The 11867-nt window shown below is 39.7% G+C and carries 13 protein-coding genes and 1 pseudogene; 8 read left to right on the forward strand and 6 right to left on the reverse strand.

Annotated elements, in window-relative coordinates:
* Nucleotides 1-77: 77 nt before the first annotated feature.
* Entirely contained in the window at nt 78-692 is a 615-nt protein-coding gene (locus AACW45_RS02095; RefSeq protein ID WP_190627141.1) for a hypothetical protein, read from the forward strand.
* Nucleotides 693-974: 282 nt separating this feature from the next.
* On the opposite strand, the gene AACW45_RS02100 is transcribed toward AACW45_RS02095, so the two are convergent.
* Nucleotides 975-1349: a DUF4870 domain-containing protein gene (locus AACW45_RS02100; RefSeq protein ID WP_190627142.1), complete on the reverse strand. Its 375-nt coding sequence runs from the start codon at nt 1347-1349 to the stop codon at nt 975-977.
* 350 nt (nt 1350-1699) lie between these two features.
* On the opposite strand from AACW45_RS02100, the gene AACW45_RS02105 reads away from it, so the two are divergent.
* Together AACW45_RS02105 and rpsU are read left to right on the forward strand one after the other, a co-directional pair.
* Entirely contained in the window at nt 1700-2044 is a 345-nt protein-coding gene (locus AACW45_RS02105) for a hypothetical protein (protein WP_190627144.1), read from the forward strand.
* Between the two features lie 264 nt (nt 2045-2308).
* Entirely contained in the window at nt 2309-2488 is a 180-nt protein-coding gene (rpsU, locus tag AACW45_RS02110; RefSeq protein ID WP_008226419.1) for a 30S ribosomal protein S21, read from the forward strand.
* A 253-nt stretch (nt 2489-2741) separates the two neighbouring features.
* Here rpsU and pth read toward each other — a convergent pair whose 3' ends face one another.
* The 3 genes from pth to psbH form a co-directional block, all read right to left on the reverse strand.
* Complete coding sequence (pth, locus tag AACW45_RS02115) at nt 2742-3389, reverse strand: aminoacyl-tRNA hydrolase (RefSeq protein WP_190627146.1); 648 nt, start codon at nt 3387-3389, stop codon at nt 2742-2744.
* 148 nt (nt 3390-3537) lie between these two features.
* Nucleotides 3538-3792 carry a TatA/E family twin arginine-targeting protein translocase gene (locus AACW45_RS02120; RefSeq protein WP_096642279.1) on the reverse strand — a complete coding sequence of 85 codons (255 nt, stop codon included), beginning with the start codon at nt 3790-3792 and terminating at the stop codon, nt 3538-3540.
* A gap of 167 nt (nt 3793-3959) precedes the next feature.
* Nucleotides 3960-4163, reverse strand: a complete 204-nt coding sequence (gene psbH / locus AACW45_RS02125) for a photosystem II reaction center phosphoprotein PsbH (protein ID WP_096642280.1) — start codon at nt 4161-4163, stop codon at nt 3960-3962.
* Between the two features lie 85 nt (nt 4164-4248).
* Here psbH and psbN point away from each other — a divergent pair, with 85 nt between their 5' ends.
* On the forward strand, nt 4249-4380 hold the full coding sequence (gene psbN / locus AACW45_RS02130; protein ID WP_096642281.1) for a photosystem II reaction center protein PsbN: 132 nt from the start codon (nt 4249-4251) through the stop codon (nt 4378-4380).
* A 96-nt stretch (nt 4381-4476) separates the two neighbouring features.
* Here the strand turns inward: psbN and AACW45_RS02135 are convergent, their stop codons facing one another.
* Nucleotides 4477-5748 (reverse strand): RNA-guided endonuclease InsQ/TnpB family protein, encoded by a 1272-nt coding sequence (locus tag AACW45_RS02135; protein WP_190627148.1) that lies wholly within the window; start codon nt 5746-5748, stop codon nt 4477-4479.
* A gap of 86 nt (nt 5749-5834) precedes the next feature.
* On the opposite strand from AACW45_RS02135, the gene tnpA reads away from it, so the two are divergent.
* Entirely contained in the window at nt 5835-6236 is a 402-nt protein-coding gene (tnpA, locus tag AACW45_RS02140; RefSeq protein ID WP_190627507.1) for an IS200/IS605 family transposase, read from the forward strand.
* Between the two features lie 68 nt (nt 6237-6304).
* Here tnpA and AACW45_RS02145 read toward each other — a convergent pair whose 3' ends face one another.
* Entirely contained in the window at nt 6305-9454 is a 3150-nt protein-coding gene (locus AACW45_RS02145; protein WP_190627150.1) for an alpha-mannosidase, read from the reverse strand.
* A 105-nt stretch (nt 9455-9559) separates the two neighbouring features.
* On the opposite strand from AACW45_RS02145, the gene AACW45_RS02150 reads away from it, so the two are divergent.
* The 3 genes and pseudogenes from AACW45_RS02150 to AACW45_RS02160 all read left to right on the forward strand — a co-directional run.
* A complete protein-coding gene (locus AACW45_RS02150) occupies nt 9560-11113 on the forward strand; it encodes a hypothetical protein (protein WP_190627151.1) in 1554 nt (517 codons plus the stop codon).
* 196 nt (nt 11114-11309) lie between these two features.
* Nucleotides 11310-11540 (forward strand): hypothetical protein, encoded by a 231-nt coding sequence (locus AACW45_RS02155; RefSeq protein ID WP_199322625.1) that lies wholly within the window; start codon nt 11310-11312, stop codon nt 11538-11540.
* A gap of 85 nt (nt 11541-11625) precedes the next feature.
* A pseudogene (locus tag AACW45_RS02160) lies at nt 11626-11766 on the forward strand (NADH-quinone oxidoreductase subunit C); the annotation flags it as partial.
* Nucleotides 11767-11867: the final 101 nt, after the last annotated feature.

The following is an 11867-nucleotide window of genomic DNA, read 5'->3' on the forward strand; positions in this document are numbered from 1 at the left end:
AAAAAACTGAAATTCAGAAAAAATAAGTTAACTTTATGGCACAAAAAATCTAGTGCTAATACTGAGTGCATAACAACATGACAACAGAAATATCAGTTAGACTACGCGACCTCAAACCGGAATATCAAAGACTTTGGAGTACTTGCGAAATTAAGCCAGAGAAATTAACCCAAGCTCAAGATATAGTGACGCAAATCTCCTCATATCGCCGGCGCTACAGAGCAATACAGCGACAAATTAATGTTCCCTGGTACTTTATCGCAGTTATCCACAATATGGAATCCTCTCTCAAGTTCACCAGACATTTGCACAATGGCGATTCGCTAAAAAAACGTACTGTTAACACCCCTCCGGGTAGACCCTTAGCCGAACCGATCAATGGTTGGGAATCAGGATATTCTTGGGAAGAAAGCGCAATTGATGCTTTAACTTTAAAAGATTTTGATAAGGTAAAAGACTGGAGTTTAGCAGCACAGCTTTGGCAGCTAGAAAGATTTAACGGTTTTGGCTATAGAATGTACCATCCAGAAGTCCTCAGTCCTTACCTTTGGTCAGCTACTAATCATTACACCCAAGGTAAATATAAAAGCGATGGTAAATGGGATGCTGATGAAGTGTCCGCACAAATTGGTGTCGTCGCTTTACTGAAAATTTTACTCAAAGTAGAAAATATCGAAGTTCCGTTGGCTTAGGAATTGGTCATTTGTCATTTGTCATTTGTCATTTGTCATTGGTAAGGATCTCAAGTCTACTTATATAGCGTTTCCCAGGCTACTGAAGTACACACGAACCTTTTATATCAAAACAAGTAGCTTTAAAAACGTACCTCACTAGATTGAGAAACGCTATATAAAATTTAAGGGTGTGTCGGAAATACAGACAATCGCTGTATATTCAATTTTTAGAACTGACGCACCCTAATTATTTAGAATTTAACTAATCTATTTCTGGGAATTTTCAAATTAATTTGGTGATTACAACAGTCTAAAAATGAACGGATAACGGAACGGCTCATCTGGATTAGTTAGACAGTGAAATAGCGCCCAAATTGTCAGTCCCCAATGCAGTAAAAAGCCTAAAGCGATAATGGGAAATAGTAAAAATCCGGCGATACCAAAGGTCAACCAAGTTAAAATTCCAATGGGTACGCCAATTACAGTTGCCCAAAACCAAACATTGAAGTGAAAATTAATCGATTCTTTGGCGTTGCTTTTAACAACTGGGTCGTCGGAAATGATGTTAATGACGATTGGTACTCCGACAGACAATAATGTTGTACTAAAGAAAATCGCCCCATGACATAGAGAGGATAGCAATTTACGCTTATCTGAATCGTATGTAACTTGCATCCTGGTGGCTCCTCCACTTGCTTTATTGCTTTGATTGTAACGGTTACTATCTGAGTTTGGTATTGTAGTTTACCGTACTCCAGCTATTTTCCGGACTGCGCTTGAGATAGATTGACTTTGAGGGCTAACTATTATATCAATGATGAGGTTTACCGAACTTAGAGAATTTACATATTATCTAGTCTATTTATTTAGTCTATCTCGGCAGACAATTGGGACAAATTTTGTCAAATAATCTAAACATTGCGTATTTTTATAAAAAATTAATATATTTTTTTATAAGTTTAACTTAATTTTTTATGATAAATCAAAAGGTCAATATATAATTATCTTACTATTAAGAGAATTGTATGAGCAGACTATTAATCAAAGTTATAGGGTTATTTTTATTGTTTTTAGGCTTATATTTTTTGGGACAAAATATTATATTTGCTACTGGTTATTATTCTTATTTTTATAGCAAAATACCTGCTACTGGTTCAGTGTTAGCAGTCATGGCTGGGGTAATTACATTAATTTTTTTCCGTAGAGAAACTGGTAACTTAGGATGGATTTTTTTAAGTTTAGGAATAGTTCTAGTTTTCCTAAGCGGAGGAGTTATGTTAAGACCAACTAGCTTGTGGAATTTTTTCTTAGCTTTTACAGCCTTGGTTGCTGGCTATAAAATGCTGACTCAGGGGAGAATCAATTTCTGAATTTAATATCTCTATCTCCTCACACCTAGCGCCTAGTCCCTCATCCCTGTTTTTTAGTTGGGGAATGTGAAGATGCGATCGCTTCATTTTCTCAAAGAGCGCAAAAATTATGCTAATGTAGTAAAATTTTGCACGCTCCAGTAACAAACAACCTAGCCCAATGTGAAAAACTATATTTTTGCATCGTTATTGGCTAGGGGAGTTTTGCTAAGTTAGGGGGTGCTATTACAATGGAAACTAATCGATCGTGAGGATACAGCAAGAATGACCCAAGTGGTTTTAGGAGAGAACGAAGGAATAGACTCAGCACTACGTCGCTTTAAGCGCCAGGTTTCCAAAGCTGGTATATTAGCTGACGTAAAGTATCATCGGCACTTTGAAACACCATTGGAAAAGCGTAAACGTAAAGCAGTGGCAGCTAGACGCAAGAGACGTTTTAAATAAACCTATTTTGGTAGTAGCGCTGTTTGAAGACAAGCCCTTAAACAAGCCACAAGACGTTGTCATGATGCTGACGAAAATTAACAAAGATTTATCGCACTCCTGATTTGGGGCGTGAGTGAATTCTTTTACCCAAATATGGGGCGGGTGAAATGCCTGAATTACGGTTAGATGGAGACAGCGACAATCGCTGTCCATCAACCACAAGAATGGGAAAATAACCAGAACAACAGAACAACTGTTGAACAGCCTGTGTTTAAGCTGACTCAGATTCAGGAATTTCAATGCTGCGGCTGTTACAACGGTTCATTGCTTTTTCTACACCTTGTTTAAGGCTGAGTTCTATACACTCAACCACAAACTGCAGTACTAGAGACATGACTTGATTTTCGCTAGCCGAGAAACGTCCCAATACATGGGAAACAGCGCCAGAATCATCATTAGCTGAATTTTTGGGTTTACCGATACCAATACGCAATCTGGGGAAATTTTGTGAACTTAAATGTGCGATCGCACTTTTCATTCCATTATGCCCCCCAGCAGAACCAGATAAGCGCAAGCGAGTCTTACCTAAAGGTAAATCCATCTCATCATAAATCACTAACACTGACTCTGGCGGCAATTTATACCAGCTAGTCACTGCTTGAATAGATTGTCCGGAACGATTCATGTAAGTTAAGGGCTTGAGTAAGCGGATTTTACCGCCAACAGGCGCAACACCTTCACCGTACTCGCCTTGAAACTTCTTATTTTCTGCTAAGGGAATTTTCCACGCCCTGGCGATGGCGTCAACAGCCGCAAAGCCAATATTGTGGCGGGTTTGGTCGTATTTTGGCTCTGGATTCCCCAACCCGACAATTAGCTGGGGAATTATCAAAGCCGGTTTTGTCACAGCCTCTGTCATTCAATTTTGGATTTTGGATTTTGGATTTTGGATTTGAGTTTGGGCACAAGGCCAGCGATAATTGAAGCTTGAGGATTTGAGATTTGACAACAATCTAAAATCGGCAATCTAAAATCTAAAATTGCCAACTACTCATTTTAGCTTTTAGTTAGCTTTTCGGCTGTTCTGATGGAGCGGCTTCGATTTGCTTGGGTTCTAGTTCGGCAGTGGTTTTCACGGCTTGTTCTAGTTGTTCGGCTTCGCGCTTGAACTCGGTTTGAAATTCATTAGAAGCTTCTTGGAAGCCGCGAATAGCTTTACCTAAGCTACGCCCAATTTCGGGTAGCTTTTTTGGCCCGAATACTAATAGTGCTACTACAAAAATTACAGCCATTTCTGGCAAGCCAATACCAAAGATATTCATGGTGTTGTTCCGCTAAATTGACAGTTGAACCAGGGAAGGAGAACGCAGTCTTCCTATATATATGTTGACTTGTTTTTGATTAACTTTTGTTTATCGAATCTACAAAAAAACCCGGATGAGCCGGGTGTTACTACGCTTATTCTTTGAGCTATTGAGCTTGGTCTAGATTAACGGCCTAGACTGCGCCAATCAACCAATACATCCTGAATGAGGATGGTCTTGTTATAGACTTGGAGAATAATCAGCAAGAAAACGAAAAATAATAGCATAAAAACAGCCATTACTGGTGTAGTTCCCCAACCAGGAGCAACTTTACCATACTCAGCGTTTAGGGGCCTCAGTATATCTCCCAACCTTGTCCTTTGTGCCATAGTTCACCTAAGATTACTTGCCAAAGCTTTTTTTAATCTTCTGTAATATTCTATAAGAATAGCACTCATAATAAATCTTTCAATTATGGAACCCGCAATAGTTCTTATCATTTCTGTCGCCGTTGCTGTTATCGGCATTACTGGCTGGGGAATCTATATCTCCTTTGGGCCACCTAGCAGAGAATTGTCAGATCCCTTTGAAGATCACGAAGACTAAAGCTAGCTTAGATTACAGACGCGACGATTTGCGTCTGTAAATTCAAGGGTTGGTTTCTGGTTTGACACTCCCCCGCCTGACTAAGTATCGCTTCGCTCACTTAGTCGTAAAGGCGGGGGATTCTTCTTTCACCCTAGTTACTTGCTCTAACAGGCTTACGCCAATTAGCGTAGAGGTTACTAGTCCAGAAGCGTTACTTCGGGTATGCCCTACCCTAGCTTTTGCAAGATTTAGAATATTTTTTGCGGCGTTCACGTCTCTTTGAAGTTCGCATCCACAACTACATTTATGGGTGCGAGTTGAAAGAGATTTTTTAACAATTGTTCCACAATCACTACATTTTTGAGATGTCATTCTAGGATTGACGGCAGCAACTTGTGAGTTAAATTTAGCTGCAAAATATTCTAACCAACGACGAAATAGTGACCAAGATACATCATTAATACTCTTGGCAAGAGCGTGATTTTTTACCATGCCTTTGACGTTTAAATCTTCATAGGCTACTAAGCTGTTAAGCTTGCATACGTTACGCGCCAATACAAGAGCGTGTTCTTTCCGTTGCCTACTTACTTTTAAATGCTTCCGCGCATATCTCTGTCTAGCTTTCCGGCGTTGATTTTTACCTTTTTCTTTCTTGTATATTTGGCGTTGAGAGTGTTTAATCGCTTTTTCAGCTTTCCTTAAAAATCTAGGATTTTCTTCATGATTACCATTTGAATCTGAATAGAAATACTCTAGCCCAACATCTAGACCTATTTCACCATCAGCAATTCTAGATTCAGATTTAACATCAGTATCAATGCAGAATTGGCAATAGTAACCGTCAGCTTTTTTGAGTAGCCTAACACGCTTTATTTGTTTAACAGGGTATGTTTGAATATCCCATTTACCTAGTAATTTGACCTCACCGATACCTTTTTTATCGGTAAATGTGATGCGTCTTTTAGCTTGGTTTAATGACCATCCGGTGGTTTTGTACTCAACAGAACGGTTATCTTTTTGAAATTTGGGATATCCTTTTTTACCTGTTACTTTCTTCTTACAATTTTGGTAGAACCTATCAATAGCTAACCATGCTCTTTCAGTTGCAGATTGACAAGCCATTGAATTCAATTCCTCAACAAATTTAAATTCTTTACGTAATGCTGTTGAGTAATTATTCAAAGCAATTTTATTAACCTTAGCTTCCCTTGGTGAAACAGTTGCAGTCCTGTCGGTTTCCGTCGGATGCAAACTGTTGAACCCGAAGGGTGCATCCATCCAATATCGTATAGCCTTATTTCTGATGAATTGAGTTGTACGGATAGCTTCATTAATGGCATCGTATTGATGTTTTTTAGCCTTAACTTTGTACTCTAAAACCAGCATTACTTAATCACCTCCTTAGTTAATTTCTTGACTGTATATATAGTAGCGGGTTAATATTTTGATGTCAATAGCTCTGAGTAAACAACATAAATAATTCACTAGAACCTAGACACAACAATCATTCTGTGGGTAATGCTGTCGTTCATCTGGTATGGATTCCCAAGCGTAGACGTAAGGTGTTAGTGGGTGAAGTAGCCAAACGAGTAAGACAGATATTTTTTGATTTAGCAAAAGAGAAAGATTGGGATATTTTAGCCTTAGAAGTTGCACCAGACCATATACATTTGTTTGTCGAATATCAGCCAACTTACGCTATTAATCAAATAGTTAAATTCTTTAAGGGTAGGTCATCTTATCTGCTGAGAAGCGAGTTTCCAGATTTAAAAAAGATGCCCTCTATGTGGACAAATAGCTATTTTTATTCAACTGCCGGAAATGTTAGCGCGGCTGTAATCAAAAAATATATTGAAGACCCTCACCACAAATAGAAAATGTCACTTAGAATAAATTCTAAGTTGGCACTACATCCCCGGTCTAAAGACACGGGGTTTTGTGCCTATCGGATATTTTCTATAATCTGGAAAGTGTTAATTTTCCAAGGGCTAATTGTGAAGATTTGTTGCCCAGATGAGAATTTATTGGCTTGAGAACGTTCCAATAAATCTACGGCATCGCCAAGAACTAAGCGCATATCATTTTGCAAAGATAACTGGGCGGTATCGCCGTGACATTCATAACAACGCAGAATTAATTGCTGTGGATTGTCTTCAGATTGTTTGAGTGCCATTAAGATTAAGTTATCAGCCGATAAATTGAGGAAACTTCTGGTTTCGGGAGTTTGTGACACTGAATTAGGATTATTTGGCGGATTTACAATTACTTGCAACGGAATATTCAACTCATAACCGCGCTTCACTGTCTGGGCTGATTCCCAACTCTCGGCGTGGGGATATAAAGCATAGGTAAATTCGTGAAAACCTCGGTCAGCTTCAGGATTCGGCCAGTGGGGACTGCGTAGTAAAGTTAGGCGTAATTGATTTGGTTGAGCGTCATAACCATATTTACAATCGTTTAGTAAACTGATACCGTATAATAATCCAAGGGTTTCTCCTGTCAAATCAGCCCAACGCAGGGCGGGAACTTCCCACTTAGCTTTTTCGGCGGGGGTTTGCGGTTTAGTGGAACGGCGAATCGCACCGCAAGGTATTTCATAGGTAGCAAAGTCTGCTTCGATATTGAGAGGAAAAGCAGCTTTCACCAATACATGACTTTCTTGCCAATCAACTGTGGTGGCGATTTTGAGTACAGGTGCGCCGACAGTTAATATATAGTCTTGGCAGAATTCCGATTTACCTAATTGGCGGATCACTCGCAAACGACTTTGGACTGCGCCTTGTTCTAACCATTCAATTGATTTGAGGGTAGTTGGCGGTAAAGGATGTTGAGCGTAATTGGGGTCAATATTCCAAGCATCCCAATATTGACCGCTATCTTGAAAAGCTTGGAGTTGATTACCCGCACCGCTTAATACTTCCCGTTGATGAGTTTTATCAAAGACACTAGCTAAATCTCCGGTGTGGGGATTTACCTCAACGCGCAGGTATTCATTTTCGAGAACCCAGTCTGCGGAAGGTGGGGAAGAAGGGGAGACATTAGCAGTAGGAACGAGCCAGAATAGCCGATAGCCGACGGAAGGAATATCTGTGGCGTAAAATAATAAGGTTGATGCTTCAGTTAGCTGAGATATTAGCTGATTTCCCGAATTATCGTAAACTTGCCATTGTTGGTGAGAAGTTACTGGTGTGGGTAAGTTTACCGCCACTACTTCCGAACGTTGCCAATTAAGGGAATTAAAGACAACAACCGGTAAACTATCTGGTTGTGGTGGTTGTGGTAAGTTGATGTGAGATGCGATCGCTAAAAGTGATTCATTTAAAATCTTCGTGCCGACTCGCTCTATTTCTTGCCATTCTGGTAAAGCATCCACATAAACTTGGGTAATGGCAGAACCGGGTAAAATATCGTGGAATTGTTCAAACAATAGCTGTTTCCAAGCTTTTTCTATCTCTGCTTTCGGGTATTCTCTCCCAAAACTGACACTGGCTAAAGTGGCAAACAATTCCGCTTGATACAATAAATTTTCACAACGACGATTCCAACGCTTTTGGTCACCGTGAGTAGTATAACAACCACGATGGAATTCTAGATAAAGTTCATCATCCCAGACAGGGTGAGGGGATGGGGGAGAGTTGAGGAGGTTTTGAAGATATGTTTCCGCAGTGGTAAATTCTAAATTGGGGAAAAAGGGTGAATTTTGCCAACGTTGGGCAATTTCTAACATATCACGGGTAGGGCCGCCGCCATGATCGCCAATTCCCGGTAACCACAGCGCATCAGGTATACTAGTTTGAGTTTGCCATTCATAGGCGTAACTTGCCATCTGCATGGGGTCGATACCTTGACCGATGAGTGCAGACATATAACTAAATACTTGACTACCATCAGGCGATCGCCACCAAAAAGTCTGATAATCAAATTTAGTAGTATCGTTCCAGCGCAACTTTTGGGTGACAAAATATTCAATTCCCCCATTCGCGAAAAACTGCGGTAAAGTCGCACAGAAACCAAAACTATCGGGTAACCAAGCTATAGGCGAAATTCTGCCAAATTTTTCCTGGGTATATCTTTGACCATATAATAACTGACGCGCGATCGCTTCTCCCGCAATTAAATTTAAATCCGGTTCTACCCACAAACCGCCGATAACTTCCCATTTTCCAGCAGCTACCGCTTCTTGAACTTTCGCAAATAAATCTGGGCGATGTTCTTCAATCCAAGCATACAAAGCTGGCGTAGAATGACAATAAATTAAATCGGGAAAATCCTTTTGCAACTTCAGCACCGACTCAAAAGTGCGTTGTGCTGCATTCCAAGTTTCACTCACAGGCCATAACCATGCTAAATCTAAATGCGCATGACCCAACAAATAAATTTTAGATTTTGGATTTTGGATTTTAGATTCTGCTAATTGCTTTCGGATAGATAATAACCACTCTTCCCTCTCTTCCTTTGTGTCCTTTGCGCCTTCGCGGTTCGTTATCCCTCCTACCACCTCCACCAACACAGCCAACTTCTCCGGCGCAAACCTTTCTAAATAAAGCTGCACCAAAGCCAACTCATCAGCCACAAAACCCGCATCGGGATAATTATAATCAGCAGACTCATAAATTAAAAGCGATCGCACCAAAGCACCATTATCATGTCCCGGACTCACCAACCGTAAAGCCACAGTAAACTCATCACCTGGCTGTACTCCCCGACTCAACAAAACTCTAGTAGCACAATCAAATAAATCTCCTTCCAGCACCAACTCCCCATTGACATAAACCTCAGCCGCATCAGCCCACCAAAGTAACGCCAACCGCAAAGCTAACCCCGCCAAAGGATAACCCTGTAAATCTTGAGGAACCACCAACTTTTGCAGCAACCAGACAACTTTTTTCCCTGCATTCCAAGCAATATTGCCTTTTTCATTCAGCTTTACAGGTTCCCATTGCGACAAATTTGCCGCCATCAATTCAGCAATATTACTGTCATATTCACAGTATAACCACTGAGACTGAACATTAACTTGACAACAAGCACGTAATTGCTCAATTGCCTCAGAGATTAATTTAGTATGAGATTGGTTTACAGAAGGGGTCATATTTTGGCTAAGATTATGGCACTTACGATAATTAAAAATTTGTCGTTGTGACTGTGCAGTGGGAGTCTCGCAGATCAATCAAGTTCTAACTAACAAATCACTACCATGTCTTTCGGTTCCTCTGGTCGTTATCAAAGCAGAATCTTTAACTTTGTCCACCAGCAATCTCGGCGGTTGACAGAACAATTAGAACACACCATTCGCTACGTACAAGTAGCTACTAAATGGGGTGTTGAAGCCATACTGTATCCTGTATATATGTGGTTGCATTCTAGTCAATCATCAGAGAGAACCTTAGATGGTCAACCAACTCAAGCCAAACCACAGTTAGAACCACAAGTTGACAAACCTATTGTAAATGTATTAGAGACTGTCAAAAATTTACCATTTACCGATGATACTGCCACCCCCTCAAACGACAGATTATCATTGCAAAATTCTTTAGATTTCCTAAAATTTCTCAAGGAGAAAATTTCTCCGCAACAATCAACTACTGAATCTAGCTTAGTTTTATCAACAACTCCGGCAAAAAATCAGGTTCAGAGTCTCAACCCTGCGCCTATGTATTTAATGGTACGAGGAATTGCCACAGATATAGAAAAGCGGAATTTATTACTAATTACTGCGGATAATGCAATTCTGGATATTTTAACACCACAACAGCAAGCAAAATTAGAAGCCAAAATTATTAGTGAAATTGGAAATTACAGGAATTACGAAAAATTATTGGCAAGTAAGCAAGAAACTAACCCATTACCAGAAATTGAGCGGTTATTAGCAAAGCTTACTGGTAGTAATCCGGAAGAAATTCATGTATTAAATGCAAGTAAACTTAATGAAACTCAAGATTTATTAAATTATCAAAAAGCTTTAACTTTTATCGATGCAGCAGTAGCCAATTTAGAAACTAAGGCTATAGTTCCCATACAGCAACGCAGCCAGGAAATGGTGCAAATTGCTCAAACTCAGTTGCAGATATTTCTTTATGGGAAAGAGGAATTAGCCGCTAGAGGTGAAATTACAGCGACTAGTAATGTTAATTTTGCAGCCTTGATTGAAGCTGCACTCAATTACTTTTTGGGTGTGGGAAATTATAAAAAGCTAGATATTAGCGATGCAGAAATTAAAGCACCAAGTAAAAGATTAGCCGATAGTTCTGAGGTGACATCAACAAATAACCAGTTAGTCAATCAAAATATAGGCGCAGATGCTTGGTTAACTTGGAGCGATTTGTATGGCGAGTCTGAGATAATTGTCAAACCTTCAGTTAAAACTCCATCAAGTTTATCAATTACTTCTACTGTTCCTCAAAATTTAGTTAAGAGTCAGCAAAAATCTAGACAAACATCAGCCTCTAGTTCTGATTTGGTACAAAAGAAGAAAACAGCGCCGAATATCTCCCGCAATCAGCGAAAATCTGCTAAAGTTACCTCTAGTAGCCAAAATTCTGCTTCCATATGTCAGACTGAGAGCGATCGCAAAAAAAACAATCAAGTAGAAGCAAAGCCAGATTGGATAGAAACAAAAGCCACATTCGTCAGTTATGAAAAACACATCTTACAAAGAATTTTAGAGTTGCTGGATGGGATTATGGTTTGGTTAGAAACAGTATTTGTCAATATAATGATGTTTTTACGCGGTTTTTTGGGAGTTAAGTAACTGTTAGCTGTCAGTAGGGGCGAGTTGATTGAGATTTTTGTTAAGCAGCGAGAATATTTGTAAACCCCTCTTTACAGTTTTTATTTGTGAGAAAAAGCTAATTTTGCATTTTGAGTTGTTAATGGTGGGTTTCTGAGTGAAAGTTCTTGTTTACTGTAAGTACTTCAATTTTAAAAATCCGCTAGAAAAGCCTAAAATGGAAACCTTTGTTGTGGATTTACCGCAAATTCCCAGAATTGGGGAGACAATTGTCGTTGAGAAGATGTCCCCCATGAAGCAGTGCGTAATTATTTTTGAGTACATTGTTACAGCAGTGCAGTTTAATGCAGTGAGTGAAGCTGCTGATGCTCCCAATGCTAGGGTTAATGTCTGTTTAAATCACTGTTGGGAAGGTACATCTAATTTTAAGTTGACCAACTTTTTATAGGATTCATCCAATACCTTTTAAATGATAGAGCGATTTAGGCGATCGCTCTCAATAAATCCCCTTGAAGTTGTTCTTAGCACTAGAAAACCCCAGAGTACCTTCAGTATACTCGATTTGAAAGACCGCAGACTGGCAAGAGCGCGAGTCTTATGATATGTTCAGCATTGTCTATGAAGGAAACCCCAACCCGAAGCAGATTTTGATGGCTGAAGATTGGCTAGGTTAGCCTTTGCGGAAAGATTACATCTCGCCTGATTTTTACGAATTGCAAGATGCTGATTAGATTTATTCTTCAGCAATAATGGGCGATGATGTGAATAGTTAACT

The sequence above is a fragment of the Calothrix sp. FACHB-168 genome, assembly GCF_963889195.1.
Taxonomy (GTDB): Bacteria; Cyanobacteriota; Cyanobacteriia; order Cyanobacteriales; family Nostocaceae; genus Aulosira; species Aulosira anomala_A.

Excerpts from the sequence above, each read along its gene's own strand:
- AACW45_RS02095 (WP_190627141.1), top strand. The coding sequence starts at position 78 with ATGACAACAGAAATATCAGTTAGACTACGCGACCTCAAACCGGAATAT.
- AACW45_RS02100 (WP_190627142.1), bottom strand. The coding sequence starts at position 1,349 with ATGCAAGTTACATACGATTCAGATAAGCGTAAATTGCTATCCTCTCTA.
- AACW45_RS02105 (WP_190627144.1), top strand. The coding sequence starts at position 1,700 with ATGAGCAGACTATTAATCAAAGTTATAGGGTTATTTTTATTGTTTTTA.
- rpsU (WP_008226419.1), top strand. The coding sequence starts at position 2,309 with ATGACCCAAGTGGTTTTAGGAGAGAACGAAGGAATAGACTCAGCACTA.
- pth (WP_190627146.1), bottom strand. The coding sequence starts at position 3,389 with ATGACAGAGGCTGTGACAAAACCGGCTTTGATAATTCCCCAGCTAATT.
- AACW45_RS02120 (WP_096642279.1), bottom strand. The coding sequence starts at position 3,792 with ATGAATATCTTTGGTATTGGCTTGCCAGAAATGGCTGTAATTTTTGTA.
- psbH (WP_096642280.1), bottom strand. The coding sequence starts at position 4,163 with ATGGCACAAAGGACAAGGTTGGGAGATATACTGAGGCCCCTAAACGCT.
- psbN (WP_096642281.1), top strand. The coding sequence starts at position 4,249 with ATGGAACCCGCAATAGTTCTTATCATTTCTGTCGCCGTTGCTGTTATC.
- AACW45_RS02135 (WP_190627148.1), bottom strand. The coding sequence starts at position 5,748 with ATGCTGGTTTTAGAGTACAAAGTTAAGGCTAAAAAACATCAATACGAT.
- AACW45_RS02145 (WP_190627150.1), bottom strand. The coding sequence starts at position 9,454 with ATGACCCCTTCTGTAAACCAATCTCATACTAAATTAATCTCTGAGGCA.
- AACW45_RS02150 (WP_190627151.1), top strand. The coding sequence starts at position 9,560 with ATGTCTTTCGGTTCCTCTGGTCGTTATCAAAGCAGAATCTTTAACTTT.
- AACW45_RS02155 (WP_199322625.1), top strand. The coding sequence starts at position 11,310 with ATGGAAACCTTTGTTGTGGATTTACCGCAAATTCCCAGAATTGGGGAG.